The 14,572-nt window shown below is 65.0% G+C and carries 15 protein-coding genes; 7 read left to right on the top strand and 8 right to left on the bottom strand.

What is annotated here, in order from left to right; genetic code table 11:
- Nucleotide 1 precedes the first annotated feature (1 nt).
- Nucleotides 2-1,492, bottom strand: coding sequence for a mannitol dehydrogenase family protein (locus ACOCG7_RS11785; RefSeq protein ID WP_421375565.1), 1,491 nt, complete (start codon nucleotides 1,490-1,492; stop codon nucleotides 2-4).
- A 236-nt stretch (nucleotides 1,493-1,728) separates the two neighbouring features.
- Between ACOCG7_RS11785 and manD the strand changes: the two genes are divergently transcribed.
- From manD to ACOCG7_RS11765, 4 genes are all read left to right on the top strand, one after another.
- On the top strand, nucleotides 1,729-2,937 hold the full coding sequence (gene manD / locus ACOCG7_RS11780) for a D-mannonate dehydratase ManD (protein ID WP_073427295.1): 1,209 nt from the start codon (nucleotides 1,729-1,731) through the stop codon (nucleotides 2,935-2,937).
- Between the two features lie 99 nt (nucleotides 2,938-3,036).
- The gene (locus tag ACOCG7_RS11775) at nucleotides 3,037-4,083 is read left to right on the top strand and encodes an L-idonate 5-dehydrogenase (protein WP_073427296.1); all 1,047 of its coding nucleotides are present in this window, start codon (nucleotides 3,037-3,039) and stop codon (nucleotides 4,081-4,083) included.
- A 105-nt stretch (nucleotides 4,084-4,188) separates the two neighbouring features.
- Nucleotides 4,189-5,481, top strand: coding sequence for an MFS transporter (locus ACOCG7_RS11770; protein WP_073427297.1), 1,293 nt, complete (start codon nucleotides 4,189-4,191; stop codon nucleotides 5,479-5,481).
- A gap of 92 nt (nucleotides 5,482-5,573) precedes the next feature.
- Complete coding sequence (locus tag ACOCG7_RS11765; protein WP_083082934.1) at nucleotides 5,574-6,410, top strand: GntR family transcriptional regulator; 837 nt, start codon at nucleotides 5,574-5,576, stop codon at nucleotides 6,408-6,410.
- Nucleotides 6,411-6,466: 56 nt separating this feature from the next.
- Here ACOCG7_RS11765 and ACOCG7_RS11760 read toward each other — a convergent pair whose 3' ends face one another.
- Genes ACOCG7_RS11760 through phnG form a run of 7 tightly spaced genes read right to left on the bottom strand, consistent with a single transcriptional unit; the run spans nucleotide 6,467 to nucleotide 12,377 of the window.
- On the bottom strand, nucleotides 6,467-7,600 hold the full coding sequence (locus tag ACOCG7_RS11760; RefSeq protein ID WP_421375562.1) for an alpha-D-ribose 1-methylphosphonate 5-triphosphate diphosphatase: 1,134 nt from the start codon (nucleotides 7,598-7,600) through the stop codon (nucleotides 6,467-6,469).
- A 57-nt stretch (nucleotides 7,601-7,657) separates the two neighbouring features.
- The gene (phnL, locus tag ACOCG7_RS11755) at nucleotides 7,658-8,410 is read right to left on the bottom strand and encodes a phosphonate C-P lyase system protein PhnL (RefSeq protein WP_083081247.1); all 753 of its coding nucleotides are present in this window, start codon (nucleotides 8,408-8,410) and stop codon (nucleotides 7,658-7,660) included.
- Between the two features lie 8 nt (nucleotides 8,411-8,418).
- Nucleotides 8,419-9,189 carry a phosphonate C-P lyase system protein PhnK gene (gene phnK, locus ACOCG7_RS11750; RefSeq protein ID WP_421375559.1) on the bottom strand — a complete coding sequence of 257 codons (771 nt, stop codon included), beginning with the start codon at nucleotides 9,187-9,189 and terminating at the stop codon, nucleotides 8,419-8,421.
- On the bottom strand, nucleotides 9,186-10,127 hold the full coding sequence (locus tag ACOCG7_RS11745; protein WP_083081243.1) for an alpha-D-ribose 1-methylphosphonate 5-phosphate C-P-lyase PhnJ: 942 nt from the start codon (nucleotides 10,125-10,127) through the stop codon (nucleotides 9,186-9,188). The genes phnK and ACOCG7_RS11745 overlap by 4 nt, the downstream gene beginning before the upstream one ends.
- Complete coding sequence (locus tag ACOCG7_RS11740) at nucleotides 10,124-11,269, bottom strand: carbon-phosphorus lyase complex subunit PhnI (RefSeq protein ID WP_421375557.1); 1,146 nt, start codon at nucleotides 11,267-11,269, stop codon at nucleotides 10,124-10,126. Before ACOCG7_RS11740 ends, ACOCG7_RS11745 begins: the two co-directional genes overlap by 4 nt.
- Nucleotides 11,269-11,892 (bottom strand): phosphonate C-P lyase system protein PhnH, encoded by a 624-nt coding sequence (phnH, locus tag ACOCG7_RS11735; RefSeq protein WP_073427303.1) that lies wholly within the window; start codon nucleotides 11,890-11,892, stop codon nucleotides 11,269-11,271. The genes ACOCG7_RS11740 and phnH overlap by 1 nt, the downstream gene beginning before the upstream one ends.
- The gene (gene phnG, locus ACOCG7_RS11730; RefSeq protein WP_073427304.1) at nucleotides 11,892-12,377 is read right to left on the bottom strand and encodes a phosphonate C-P lyase system protein PhnG; all 486 of its coding nucleotides are present in this window, start codon (nucleotides 12,375-12,377) and stop codon (nucleotides 11,892-11,894) included. Before phnG ends, phnH begins: the two co-directional genes overlap by 1 nt.
- A gap of 159 nt (nucleotides 12,378-12,536) precedes the next feature.
- On the opposite strand from phnG, the gene phnF reads away from it, so the two are divergent.
- The 3 genes from phnF to phnN are packed head-to-tail and all read left to right on the top strand — an operon-like array spanning nucleotide 12,537 to nucleotide 14,570.
- Complete coding sequence (phnF, locus tag ACOCG7_RS11725; RefSeq protein WP_073427305.1) at nucleotides 12,537-13,295, top strand: phosphonate metabolism transcriptional regulator PhnF; 759 nt, start codon at nucleotides 12,537-12,539, stop codon at nucleotides 13,293-13,295.
- Nucleotides 13,292-14,008 (top strand): DUF1045 domain-containing protein, encoded by a 717-nt coding sequence (locus ACOCG7_RS11720; RefSeq protein ID WP_083081225.1) that lies wholly within the window; start codon nucleotides 13,292-13,294, stop codon nucleotides 14,006-14,008. Before phnF ends, ACOCG7_RS11720 begins: the two co-directional genes overlap by 4 nt.
- A gap of 7 nt (nucleotides 14,009-14,015) precedes the next feature.
- Nucleotides 14,016-14,570, top strand: coding sequence for a phosphonate metabolism protein/1,5-bisphosphokinase (PRPP-forming) PhnN (gene phnN / locus ACOCG7_RS11715; RefSeq protein WP_073427307.1), 555 nt, complete (start codon nucleotides 14,016-14,018; stop codon nucleotides 14,568-14,570).
- Nucleotides 14,571-14,572 lie beyond the last annotated feature (2 nt).

Below are 14,572 nucleotides of genomic sequence, written 5' to 3'. Positions count from 1 at the left end.
TTCATTGCATGGCGGCAACGGCGCGACGCGCTCCGTTTTTCCGCAGCAATTGCAACGCTCCTTGCAGCGCCGTTCTGAACTCGGGGCGCGCGGCGAGCTGTGCCGGAAACACGTCGCGCACGGACAGCACCGCGTTCATCAGCGCTTGCGGTTCGCCTTGCGCGGAGGCGGCGAGCGCCTTCAATTCATCCGCGAGCGGATCGCCGATCTCGTAGCGCGTGCCGTCGTCCGCATGGCCGCGCAAGAACGTCATCCATGCCGCTACCGCCAGCGCGAGACGCGCGAACGGCTCTCCCGCGTCGATTCTCGCCTCGATCGTGGCGAGCAGGCGCGGCGGAATCTTCTGGCTGCCATCCATTGCAATCTGCGCGCAACGATGCTTGAGCGCGGGGTTGGCGTAACGCGCCAGCAAGGCGTCCCGATAGCCGGCGACATCGAACGACGCGGGCAGGGTGAGTGTAGGCGCGATTTCCTGCGTCATCATCGCGTGAATGAGCTTGTGCATGGCGGGGTCCACGATCGCGGCGTCGATGGTGGCGAAGCCGCCCAGCATCGAGAGATACGCCAGCGTCGAATGCGTGCCGTTCAGCATGCGCAGTTTCGCCAGTTCGAACGGCGTGACGTCGTCGACGAGTTGCGCGCCGACAGCGTCCCACGCGGGACGTCCCGCCGGGAAACGATCCTCGATCACCCATTGCCTGAACGGCTCGCACGGTACGGGCGCCGCGTCCCGATAGCCGAGTTGCTCGGCGACGGTGGCGCGCTCGGCGTCGGTGGTGGCCGGCACGATGCGATCGACCATCGTTGACGGAAACGCGACTTCGGCGGCGATCCAGTCGGCCAGCGCCGCATCGACTCGCCGCGCGAACGAACAGACCACCTGGCGCAGCGCCGCGCCATTGTGTGCGAGGTTGTCGCACGAAAGCACGGTGAACGGCTGGCCGTCGGCGGCGTCGCGCCGCGCGCGCAATGCCGCGACGAGAATGCCGGGCACTGTGCGCGGCGCGAGCGGATGAGCGAGATCGTGTGCGACCCCCGGATCGTCGAGCGCGACGTCGCCGGTTTTCGCGTCGCGGCAATAGCCCTTTTCCGTGACGGTGAGCGAGACGATCCGCACCAATGGATCGGCGAGGCGCCCGAATAGCGCCGCGTGATCGTGCGGCATCGCCAGCACCTCGCGCAGGGCGCGCACGACCGTGACCCGTGCGCCGCCGGGACCGCGTTCGACGACGCTGTACAAACCCTGCTGTTCCATCAGCGCGTCGCGCTTGCCGACGTCGCCTTGCAGCGTCACGCCGCAAATACCCCATTCGCCGCCCGCCGCCAGCATCGCTTCTTCCGTATAGAGCGCCTGATGCGCGCGATGGAAATTGCCGATGCCCAGATGAACGATGCCGATTGCCGGCTCGCGCCATCGAGGAGAAAGCACATGCGTTTGCAGTGCCGGCAATACGGAGCGGGTGAGGCGAGGCAAGTTGGCTGGCGAGGACATGGAAGGAAATCCGTCGTGTGAAAAAAGCTGGGAATAACGTCGTGCAGCGGGAAAACCCTGTTTGACGATTAGCAATACTTGTATGGTAGCATCGTTCAAACGACGCCGGACAGCATCGGCAAGGTTGTTTTTCATCTGGGCCGCTGTTCGGAACCGTCACGAAAACCGCGAGTTGCATGCCGTGCGTTCAGCACGTCCGGCACGTTTCGCAACTCGTTTCTGCAAGGAAGGATGTCATGAAAATCGTTCGCGCCGACGTGATCGTCACGTGCCCCGGCCGCAATTTCGTCACGCTGAAAATCGTCACGGACGAAGGCGTGCACGGTATCGGCGACGCCACGCTGAACGGCCGCGAACTGGCGGTCGCATCGTATCTGAAAGACCACGTGTGCCCGCTTCTGATCGGCCGCGACCCCGGCCGGATCGAGGACACCTGGCAGTATCTCTACAAGGGCGCGTACTGGCGCCGCGGTCCCGTCACGATGACGGCGATCGCCGCGGTGGACATGGCGCTGTGGGACATTCTCGGCAAGGTGACGGGCATGCCGCTCTACAAGCTGCTCGGCGGCGCGTCGCGCGAGGGCGTGATGGTGTACGGCCATGCCACCGGCCGCGACATTCCCGAAGCGCTCGACCGTTACGCCGAACATATCGAGGCCGGCTACCAGGCCATTCGCATTCAAAGCGGCGTGCCGAACATGCGCTCGGTGTACGGCGTGTCGAAAGGCAGCGGCATGTACGAGCCGGCCACCAAGGGCGCGGTCGAGGAGCAGAGCTGGTCGTCGGAAAAGTATCTCGACTTCGTGCCGAAGCTGTTCGAGGCCGTGCGCGACAAATTCGGCTTCGACACGCATTTGCTGCATGACGTGCACCACCGCTTGACGCCGATCGAAGCCGCGCGCCTCGGCAAAGCGGTCGAACCGTATCGCCTCTTCTGGATGGAGGATCCCACGCCCGCTGAAAATCAGGCCGGTTTCCGGTTGATTCGCGAGCACACGGTCACGCCGATCGCGGTGGGCGAGGTGTTCAACAGCATCTGGGATTGCAAGCAGTTGATCGAGGAGCAGTTGATCGACTACATTCGCGCGACCTTGACGCACGCGGGCGGCATCACGCATCTGCGGCGTATCGCTGATTTCGCTTCGCTGTATCAGGTGCGCACCGGTTGTCACGGGCCGTCGGATTTGTCGCCGGTGTGCATGGGCGCGGCGTTGCATTTCGATCTGTGGGTGCCGAATTTCGGCGTGCAGGAGTACATGGGCTTTCCCAAGGAAGCGCTCGACGTGTTCCCGCATGCATGGCGCTTCGACAAGGGCATGATGCATCCCGGCGAGGCGCCCGGCCACGGCGTCGACATCGACGAAGCGGTGGCCGCCCGTTATCCGTACGACCCGGCGTATCTGCCGGTGGCGCGTCTCGAGGACGGGACGTTGTGGAACTGGTGAGCCGACCCGTTCGAGTAACCCGCTCATAGCCTTCACGCCCTCGTCATCTTCTTCTCTCGCGGTATTGAACGCGCCACCTTTTGCGATTCGGAGTCCACCATGCTCGCAGCCGTGCTTCACGAACCCAAACTGATCCGCATCGACGAAGTCGATCCGCCCGAACCCGGCAAAGGCCAGGTGCGGGTGCGAGTGCGCGCCGGCGGCATTTGCGGTTCCGACCTGTCCTACTACTTCAAAGGCAAGAGCGGTGATTTCGCGGTGCGCGAGCCCTTCGTGCTCGGTCACGAAGTAGCGGGCGAGATCGATTCGCTCGGCGAGGGCGTGAGCGCGGAGAGTCGCTTGACGCGAGGCCAACGTGTCGCCGTGAATCCGGGGCTGGCTTGCGGAACTTGCCGCTTCTGCGTGAGCGGGATGCCGAACCACTGCCTGAACATGCGCTTCATGGGCAGCGCCTCGACCTTTCCGCACACGCAGGGCATGTTCCGTCAATACATCGTCGTGGCGGCGCGGCAGTGCGTGCCCGTGCCGGACGGCGTCGACTTCGCTCAGGCCTCGATGGCCGAACCGCTCGCCGTCGCGCTGCATGCGGTGAAGCAGGCCGGTTCGCTGGTGGGCGCGAGCGTGCTCGTGGTCGGCTGCGGTCCGATCGGCGGCATTCTGCTGACGGTCGCGCGCCGCGCCGGCGCGCACCGCGTGGTCGCGCTCGATCTGTCGGACCGGGCCTTGCAGGTCGCCCGGCAACTCGGCGCGGACGAGGCCGTGAACGCCGCGGACACCGCCACGATCGACCCCTGGTCCGCGGAGCGCGGCACATTCGACGTCGTCATCGAAGCGTCAGGCAGTCCCGCCGGTCTCGATACGGCGCTGCGCTCGGCGCGCGCGGGCGGCACGGTGATTCAGGTCGGCAATCTGCCGGCCGGTCAATCGCCGGTGGCGGCGAACCTGGTGATGTCCAAGGAACTCCGCTATCAAGGCTCGTTTCGCTTCACCGGCGAATACGCGATTGCCGCCGACGAAATCGCTTCCGGCAAGATCGACTTGCGGCCGTTGATGACGCATGCCTTCGCGATGAACGAGGCGAATCACGCATTCGAAGTGGCGCTCGACCGCGCGCAGTCGATGAAGGTGCATCTGAACTTCGACTGAGTCCCGGCGCTTGCACAGGCATTGCGTTGGCGATGCCTTGCACGGCGAATCACATCATCAAGCCGTTCAAACGCCCGTGAAGAGGCGAACTGAAGGAGACACCCAATGATCAAGAGTCAACGCTGGTTCGTCGTCGCGCTGCTGTTTCTGGCCGGCGTCATCAATTATCTCGACCGCGCCGCGTTGTCGATCGCGGCGCCGTTGATCCAGAAAGACCTGAACTTCTCGCATGCGCAAATGGGCATCGTGTTCAGCAGCTTTTTCGTCGGCTATGCGCTGTTCAATTTCGTCGGTGGCGTGTTGTCCGACAAGATCGGTGCGAAACGCGTGTTCGGCACCGCGATGGGCGTGTGGTCGGTGTTCTGCGGCGCGACTGCGCTCGCGACCGGCATCGGTTCGTTGATCGTGCTGCGCGTGTTGTTCGGCATGGGCGAGGGGCCGTTCAGCTCGTCCAACAGCAAGATGGTCAACAACTGGTTCCCGCGCAGGGAAGTGGCGAGCGCGATCGGCGTGATCAGTTCCGGCACGCCGCTCGGCGGCGCGCTGGCGGGGCCGGTGGTCGGTTTCATGGCGGTGCAGTTCGGCTGGCGTTGGGCCTTCGTCGCGATCATGCTGCTGGGACTCGTATGGCTCGTCGTGTGGGCCGCGACGACCACCGAACATCCGCATGAAAACGCGCGCGTGACGCCGCGCGAGGCGGAACTCATCCGCGCGGGCCAGGCGGACGAACATGTGATCGCCCATTCGGCGGACGGCGCGAAGCTCGGCCTTGGCCACTTCCTGCGCAAGCCGATCATTCTCGCGACCGCCTTCGCATTCTTCTCGTATAACTACGTGCTGTTCTTCTTTCTGTCGTGGTTTCCCACGTATCTGACCGAGGCGCATCACCTGAGCCTGCGCGACATGAGCATCGCGACGGTGATTCCCTGGGTGCTCGGCAGCGTGGGGCTCGCGTCCGGCGGCTTCATCTCGGACTTCATCCTGCGCCTAACGGGCAAGCCGCTGCTCTCGCGCAAGCTCGTGCTGAGTACCTGCCTCGGCGCCGCGGCGGTATGCGTCGCGCTGGCCGGCCGTGTCGCCAGCACACAGAGCGCGGTTGCGCTGATGTCGGTATCGATCTTCTTCCTGTATGTGACGGGCGCCGTGTATTGGGCGGTGATTCAGGACACCGTGCCGCGCGAACACGTGGGCGGCGCGGGCGGCTTCGTGCATCTGCTGGCCAATCTGGCCGGCGTGATCGGACCCGCGGTGACGGGCTTCATCGTCGAGGCGACGCATGGCGCTTATGGCAGTGCGTTCGTGCTGGCGGGCGCGATTGCGGTGCTCGGCGCGCTGTGTTCGCTGGTATGGATTCGCGAGCCGCGCGCCGGTGCGTTGAGCATGAAAAGTGCATGGTAGTATGGTGCGACGTTCGCGCGAAACCACGGAATGAATTTTCGCGGCGCGCAACGTCCCACTTGAAATCACTCGCCGCTTTTCGCTGTTTCGACATGCCGACCAAGAACGTCCACGCCGCCAAGCCTTCTGTTTCCGCCAATGCAACGCCTGGCGCCGCGCCTCGCACACGACGCCGGTCGAGCGTGCAGGCAGGCGCGCGTGCCACCCTGCCCGATCTCACTGCCAACGTTTCTTTCGATACGCACGAGCCGATCGGCAAGCAGATTTTCCGCGCATTGCGGCAGGCGATTTTCGTCGGACAGATGGTGCCGGGCACGCCGCTTTCGGAGAAGGAAGTGTCCGACATGTTTCAGGTGTCGCGGCAGCCCGTGCGGGAGGCGTTCATCAAACTGGTCGAAGCTGGCGTGTTGCAGGTGCTGCCGCAACGCGGCACCTTCGTTAAGCGCATTTCGCCGCGCCAGGTGCGCGAAGGCCGCTTCATTCGCGAGGCGATCGAGACCGCGGTGGTGCGCAAGGCGGCCGTTTCGATCACCGACGCGCAGTTGCAGGCGCTTGCCGACAACCTCCGTGACCAGAAGCTCGCCGCGAAATCGAACGATACCGCCGCATTCCTCGCACTCGACGAGGCGTTTCATTACGCGATCGCCCAGGCCATCGACTGCACGGCCGCATGGGAGACGATTCAGGACATCAAGGCCCAAATGGACCGGGTGCGCTATCTGAGCCTGCCCGACGTGTCGCCGCTTGATCTGCTGATCAAGCAGCACGCGAAGATTCTCGCCGGCCTGCGTGCTCACGATCCGGCCGCGGCTGAAGATGCGATGCGCCGCCATCTGCGCGAGATTCTGACGTCGCTCGGGCCGATTGCCGAGCGCAACCCCGCGTGGTTCGAAGCGGATGAGCCGGAGCGCGTGCCGCTGTCGATCTGATCGAACGCGTGGCGACAAGCCACGCGCCGCAAAACCACGCTCCCTGCTCCAACGCGTCAAACGATCCGTGCGCCGGCGCGATAAGTCGCGCGCGGCACCGGTAACGCGCCGAGCATCGTCACGCGCACGAAGTCCGCGCGCAAGCCCGGTTCGATCGCGCCGCGATCCTGCAAGCCGGCGGTGCGCGCCGGTTCGGCGGAGACCGTCGCCATCGCGCGCGGCAAACTCCAGCCGGCCTTGTCGACGAGTTCGAACACGGCGGTCAGCAAACTGGACGGCACGTAATCCGACGAGAGGATGTCGAGCAGGCCGGCTCGCGCCAGTTCGAGCGCCGACACGTTGCCCGAATGCGAGCCGCCGCGCACGATGTTCGGCGCGCCCATGATGGTCGAAATGCCGTGCTCGCGCGCCGCTTGCGCGGCGATGCGCGTGGTCGGGAATTCGGCGAGCACGATGCCTTCGGCTCTCGCCTGTTCGACGTGCTCGATCAACGTGTCGTCGTGGCTCGCGACCGGAATGCCGAGTTGCTTGCAGCGCGCGACGATCTCGCGGCGATGCGCGTCGGCATAGCGCTCCTGCTCGATCGACAGTTCAGCGAGCGCGGTCGCGACGTGTTCGTCGCTCAGCTTGCCGTCGCGTTCCTGAAAGCGGCGCCATTGCTCGCGGTCATGCCACTGACGCTGACCGGGCGTGTGATCCATCACCGAGGCGAGCCGCAGCAGCGGATGCGCGCATAACGAATCGAATACTTCGACCACGTCGGCGGTGGCGATTTCACAGCGCAGATGCAGAAAGTGTTCGGCGCGCAGCAGATTGCGCTCGGAAAAGCGCGTGAGCGCCTCGGCGCATTGCGTTTGCAGATCGCGGCCACGCAGCCCGACGTTCGAACGCGAACCGATGGCGAGCGCGTCGAACACGGTGGTGATGCCGGCGGCCGCCACTTGCGCGTCGTGAATCACGAAGGCGGCATCGGTGTTCCATTGCACGCCTGGACGCGGCGCGAGATGCTTCTCAAGGTTATCCGTGTGCAATTCGATCAGGCCCGGCAACAGATAATCGCCGTCCCAATCTTCCGCTTCGAGCGCCGCGGTCGTGCCGCGCTCGACGCCGCGAATCACGCCGTGCTCGACGCGGATCATGCCGGTGAAAACTTCATCTCGCGTCACGATGCGAGCGTTTCTGATCAACATCGAGTGGCTCCGTGGTGAGTCCGTTTTGAATGCCAGTGTAGTACCGTTTGATGCCGCTCACTGACGCAGGGGCGGCCTCAGTTCGAGACGGCGCGTGGCGACCTTGTGGCGCGTATCTTCATCATGAAAGATGCCGACGATCGCCGCGCCGCGCTCGCGCGCCTCGACGATCAGATCCGCGACCACGTCGCGATTCTCCGCGTCGAGCGAGGCGGTGGGTTCATCGAGCAGCAGGAGCGGATGCTCCGCGATCAAGCCGCGCGCAATGTTCACGCGCTGTTGCTCGCCGCCCGAGAAGGTGGCGGGCGCGAGCGTCCACAACCGCTCGGGCACGTTCAGCCGGGCGAGCAGCGCAGCGGCGCGCGCCCGCGCCTCGTCTTGCGCCACACCGCGCGAGAGCAGCGGCTCGGCGACCAGCGTGAGCGTCGGCACGCGCGGAATCACGCGCAGAAACTGGCTCACGTAGCCCACCACCGCGCGGCGCAGACGCAATACGTCGTGCGGTTCAGCGCCGGTCAGCGACACCGGTTGCCCATCGTTCGCCGCGTCGCGAATCGCAATCGAGCCGCGGCTTGCGAGGTAATTGCCGTACAGGCAGCGCAGCAGCGTACTCTTGCCCGCGCCGGAAGGTCCGACCAGCACCACGCATTCGCCGCGCTCGACATCGAGCGAGACGCCCGTGAGCGCTTCGATCCGCACGCCGCCCTGGCCGTGCAGCGTGAAGGTCTTGCCGAGGCCGACGGCGCGCAGCATCAACGCGCGGTTGTCGATGAATGGCTGCGAGTGCGCGCCTGTTTCGATGGATCGCATTGTGAGCCTCAAACCGGCAGAACCGAGGAAACCAGCGTTTGCGTGTAAGGGTGCTGCGGATCGTCGAGCACCTGATCGGTCAATCCCGCCTCGACCACTTCACCGCCTTGCATGACCATCAGACGATGCGCGAGCAAGCGCGCCACGCCGATGTCATGCGTGACGATCAGCACCGACAGATGCAGCGTGGAAGTGAGCGTGCGCAGCAGATCGAGCAGACGCGCCTGCACCGACACGTCGAGCCCCGCCGTGGGTTCGTCCATGAAAACGAGGCGCGGCGCGGTGACGAGATTGCGCGCGATCCGCAAACGCTGCTGCATGCCGCCCGAAAACGCGGCGGGGAATTCGTCGATACGCAAGGCATCGAGTTCGACGCGCTCCATCCATTGCGTCGCCGCGTGGCGGATATCGCCATAGTGGCGCGCGCCCACGGCCATCAGCGGCTCGCCGATATTCGCGCCGGCTGAGACGCCGCTGCGCAATCCGTCGCGCGGGTTCTGCTGGACGAAGCCCCACTCGGTGCGCATCAGCAGACGCCGGCGCGGTTCCGACAAAGCCAGCAGATCGAGCTTCTCGCCATGCGTGGCGGTGTAATGGAGCGAGCCGCCATCGGCCGCGGTTTTCAATGCGAGCGTATTCAGCAGCGTGGTCTTGCCCGAGCCCGATTCGCCGACGATGCACAGCACCTCGCCCGGATACAGATCGAAGCTGACGTTCCTGCAACCGTTGCGGCCGCCGTATTGTTTGCTCAGCGCGCGCGCGCTCAACAGCGGCGTCATGCGGATTCTCCTTCGCGCGCATCAGATGCTTCGGGCGCTTCGGACGCGGGCAGCGCGAATTCGCGATCGCCGCGGCGTTCGTGGCAGTAGTCGCTATCCGAGCAGACGAACATGCGTTTGCCCGCATCGTCGACGATCATTTCGTCGAGGAAACTTTCCGTCGATCCGCACAGCGCGCACGCATGTTGCCATTGCTGCACCTCGAACGGATGATCGTCGAAGTCGAGACTGCGCACCGGCGTATAGGGCGGAATGGCATGAATGCGCCGTTCGCGGCCGGCGCCGAACAATTGCAGCGCGGGGTTCATATGCAACTTCGGGTTGTCGAACTTCGGGATCGGCGAGGGCGAAGTCAGATAGCGGTTGTTGACGATCACCGGGTAATCGTAGGTGGTGGCGATGCTGCCGTGATGCACGATGTCCTCGTACAGCTTCACGCTGATCAGGCCGTAATCGGCGAGCGCATGCAGCTTCTTGCATTCGGCGACGCGCGGCTCCAGCCGGAATAGCGGTTCGGGCATCGGCACCTGATAGACCAGAATCTGCTTGTCGGTGAGCGGCGCTTCGGGAATGCGGTGACGTGTCTGGATGATCGTCGCTTCGGTGGTGCGCCGCGTGGTCGCCACGCCGGTCGTGCGAGCGAAGAAACGGCGGATGTTGACCGCGTTGGTGGTTTCGTCGGAGCCCTGGTCGATGACCTTCAGCGTATCGCGCCTGCCGATGATCGCCGCAGTGACCTGAATGCCGCCCGTGCCCCAGCCGAACGGCAACGGCATCTCACGCGACGCGAACGGCACCTGATAACCGGGCACGGCCACCGCCTTGAGCAACGCGCGGCGCAGCATGCGCTTGGTCTGTTCGTCGAGGTAGGCGAAGTTGTAGCCGTGCGCGGCGCTGTCGTATGACGCGGTGGCATGAATCGAGTCGGGCGCGTTCATGCTGCCTGCTCCTGATCGTTCGATCCGTTCACGCTTTCACCCTGATCGCGCGTGGCGTGCCGCGCTCGCAAGCGCCGCACGAGTTCCAGCTCCGACTGAAAGTCGACATAGTGCGGCAATTTCAGATGCTGAACGAAGCCGGACGCCTCGACGTTATCGCTATGCGAGAGCATGAATTCGATGTCTTGCGCCGGCGAGCCGAGCGTTTCGCCGAGTTCCTCGGCACGCAACGCGCGATCCACCAGCGCCATCGCCATCGCCTTGCGCTCCGAGTGGCCGAATGCAAGACCGTAACCTTGCGTGAACGTGGGCGGCACCTCGCTGCTGCCGGCGAACTGGTTGATCATCTGGCATTCGGTAATGTCGATGTCGCCGATCTCAACCGATTCGCCCAATTCGTCGAGTTCCATTTCAACGGCAATCGTGCCGAAGCGTATCTCGCCCGCAAACGGATGCGAGTTCGCGTAGCCGCGCTGTGTCGCGTAACCCATCGCAAGCAGGAAGCCTTCGTCGCCGCGCGCGAGATTCTGCAAGCGCGTGGCGCGGCTCGCGGGAAAGGCGAGCGGTTCACGCGTCAGATCGTGCGGTTGCGGCGCGTCCGGCGTGGGGCGTTCCTGTTCGATCAGACCTTCGTTGTCGAGCAGCGTGACGACGCGCGGCATCGTCTCCGTTTCGGGCGGTGGTGCTTGCAGTGAACAGGCAGGGCTTGAACCCGTATCCGTCGCGGCGTGGCCTTCGGCGAGCAACGCGAAATCCAGCAGACGCTGCGTGTAATCGTAAGTCGCGCCCAGCAACTGGCCGCCGGGGACGTCCTTGAACGTGGCCGAAATGCGGCGCTCCACCTGCATCGCCTCGGTATCGATCGCCTGCGTATAGCCGAAACGCGGCAGCGTGGTGCGGTAGGCGCGCAACAGGAAGATCGCTTCGACCAGATCGCCGGCGGCCTGCTTGATCGCGAGTGCGGCGAGTTCTTCATCGTAGACCGAGCCCTCGGTCATCACGCGCGCGACGGCGAGGCGCAATTGCTCGCGAATCTGCGCGGCGCTGAGTTCGGCGAGCCGCGTGTCGCCGCGGCGCGCTTTATCGAGCAGACGCCACGACGCTTCAATGGCGCGCTCTCCACCCTTGACGGCAACGTACATCAGTTCACCTTCGCTTGAGTTGTGCGCGGCAGGCCGATCAACTCGGCGCCGCAAAGCAGATAGCAATCGACGCCGCACGGAAAGAGCGGCGCGAGGGCCGCGCGTTCGCGCCAGAAACGCTCGGGTAGTCCGACGGGCGCGATGGTCTGCGTGTGCTGAATGCCGGGGCCGCTCAATACGATCGGCGTTCCGTCTGTTAGCGCGTCCACGCGGATCAGCAACGTCGCCGACTGTTCAGGCGATTCCGCTGAACCGAGTGCGAAGCGTTCGAGCGCCGGCATCGTGTCGGCGTCGTGGATATACGCGAAGGCGGCTTGCGCGGCTTCGTCGGCGAGCGGCGCGCCGGTATGAAAGCGCAATGCGGAAGCCAGCGCCGCATCCGGTTGCGCGAGCCATACGGGCGTGGCGTAGTCGCATAGCGTCAGCAGCGCGGCAAATGCGGCGAACTCGGCGCGCGTCGCCCGCGCGTCAGGCAAGACGTTTTCGATGACACCGACCGTGCCCGGTCGCGACAACGCGTCGAGCAGCGTGCGGAATACCGCTTGCGTATCGTGGACAGGGTCCGCGAAACCCGGCGTCAATTCAGCTAATGAGGCGGCCAATGCCATTCGCGAGTTTTCCATCATTCGCCCCGGACCATCGTGAAGAATTCCACGCGCGTGGCCGCGGCGTCTCGCCGCCGCTCGGCGCGCAGAGCCGCCTGCCGCGCTGCGAACGGCTCGATCAACTGCCGATGCAAGGCCGCGTGATGCTCGGGCGTTTGCAGCAACGCATCGGCCAGCGCGGCCAGTTCGGCGCGGCGGCGGTCGCGGCCCAGATGACACGCGACGCCGACGGCCGGCGCGGCATTGCCCGCCACGCGCAAACGCAGCGTGGCGCGCGTGACGGTGGCTTCGCCGAGATTGAACGGATCGCCGCTGCCGCCGACGCGGCCGCGCACCATCGCGAGGCCGATTTCAGGAGGACGCAGCCAGTCGTACGAGGGGACGGCCACGCCTTGCAACGCGCGCTCGAATGCGGCTTCGAGATCGGCGCGCGGCGTGCGGGCCAGCACGGCCATCCAGGCGCGCCGCATGGCGGAGGAAGGCGAGGCGGAAGTGGCGCTCATCGAATGTCCTGTTGATCCAGCGAGTGCTCATTTGACCACTTATTCATCTAAACGTCTAGACGTCTATGCGCGTACATCGACGTTTCATATTTCCATCACCGCTTGCGCACTACAATGCACGTCATGGCGAATATTTGAACCCAGGGGAATGACAGCACCATGACATCGAACGACAGCGCGACGCCGGGCACGACGCTCGAACGCGGCGCGGGCGTTGCCGTCTGGCGGCAGATCGAGCAGATTCTGGCCGCCGAAATCGCCGCCAGCGGTTTCGGAGAAGAAGGGCGCTTGCCGAGCGAGGGGGAACTGGCGAAACGCTTCGACGTGAACCGGCACACCGTGCGCCGGGCCATGCTGGGTCTTGCCGCATCGGGACTCATCAGCGTCGAGCAGGGGCGCGGCACCTTCGTGCAACCCGGCGCGATCGACTATTCGATTGGCCGACGCACGCGCTTCACAGAAAACTTGCGTCAGCAGAATCATGCGGCGGCGGGCAAGATGTTATCGGCCGTGCGTGTGAAGGCCGAGCCGACTGTCGCGAAGGCGCTGGGCCTGCGCGCCGGTGCGCCGGTTTACCGGATCGAATCGCTGCACGAGTCGGACGGCGTGCCGATCACGTTCGCGCGCAACTGGTATCCCGCCACGCGTTTTGCCGACTTGCCCGCTGTGCTCGAACGTACCGGCAGTATCACCAGGTCGATGGCCGAATTCGGCGTGAACGACTACCTGCGCAAGTGGAGCCGTATCGGCAGCGTGCTGCCCGATCCAGAGGTGGCGCGGCGTTTGAACATCAACCGGCAGCAGCCGGTGTTGTGGGTCGAGAACGTCGACGTGGATCTGCAAGGCACGCCGGTCAAATACGGCTTCACGCATTTCGCCGCGGACCGCGTGCAACTGCTGGTGGAGCACGACGTATGAGCGGCGCGGCGTGGAACAAGGGCGCGCGTTTTGCCGTGTATTACGCGCCGTCGCGTGAGTCGGCATGGTGGCGCGCCGGCTCAACGTGGCTCGGCCGCGACGCGGAAAGCGGCGAGCCGTGCGAGCCGCCGCAGCCGCAAGGCTTGACGCGTCCGCTGCAAGAGTTGACGGAAGCGCCGCGCCGCTATGGTTGGCACGGCACGCTCGTCGCTCCCTTTCGGCTCGCCGACGGCGTCACGCAAGACAATGTGCTGGACGCAACGCGCGCATGGGCCGAGACGCAAAGTCCCTTCATGCTGCCGGTGGAAGCGGCGACGCTCGGCGATTTCGTCGCGCTGCGTCCCGCCGATCAGCAAGGCGAGGCGAACCTGCGCGCCGTCGCCGCCAGCGCGTTGCACACGCTCGGCGCACTGCGCGCGAGATCATCCGCCGCCGATCTTACGCGCCGGCTCGCCGCGCCGTTGAGCGAACGGCAACGCGCGTTGCTGATCGAATGGGGTTATCCGTATGTGCTGGACGAATTCCGTTTTCACATGACGCTATCCGGTTCGCTCGCCGACATCGATGAGCGCGCGACGCTGGTGGCTTGGTGGCAGGCGCAAACGCCGGTGCTCGGGCCGCTTTCGATCGACCACGCCGCGCTTTTCGTCGAACCGGCGCCAGGCGAGCCGTTCGTGCTGTGGCAGCGCGTGCCGTTCAGACCCGCGAGGTGAAATAACAATGACAGGTCGTTTGATCTATGTGATGGGCCCGTCCGGCGCGGGCAAGGATTCGTTGCTGAGCTTCGCGCGCAAGCACTTGATGGGCGAGCCGATTCTGTTCGCGCATCGCTATATCACGCGGCCGAGCGGCAATGGCGAGGAGCATGTGGCGCTGAGCATCGAGGAATTCGCCGAGCGCTCCGTGCTCGGTCTGTTCGCGCTCGAATGGTCGAGTCACTCGTTGCGTTACGGCATCGGCATCGAACTCGATGCGTGGCTCGCGCGCGGTTGCACGGTGGTCGTCAATGGGTCGCGGCAGCATGTACCGCATGCGCTGGCGCGCTATCCGCGTGCGGAGATCGTGCACGTCGACGCCGCGCCGCATATTCTGGAAGCGCGGCTCGGCGCGCGGGCGCGTGAATCGGCGGAACAGGTCGCGGCACGGCTCGCGCGCCGCGCGCCGTTTTCGTTGCCCAGCGGCGTGCGCTGCACGACGATCGACAATTCCGGCGCGCTCGAGGAAGCGGGGCATGCGCTGATCGCATTTCTCAAGTCGGAAGCCGACGTTCGATAAAA

It is taken from the genome of Paraburkholderia sp. DD10 (genome assembly GCF_049177125.1).
GTDB lineage: Bacteria > Pseudomonadota > Gammaproteobacteria > Burkholderiales > Burkholderiaceae > Paraburkholderia > Paraburkholderia terricola.
The sequence above is the reverse complement of the archived record's forward strand: the minus strand, read 5'-3'. Positions and strand labels throughout refer to the sequence as shown.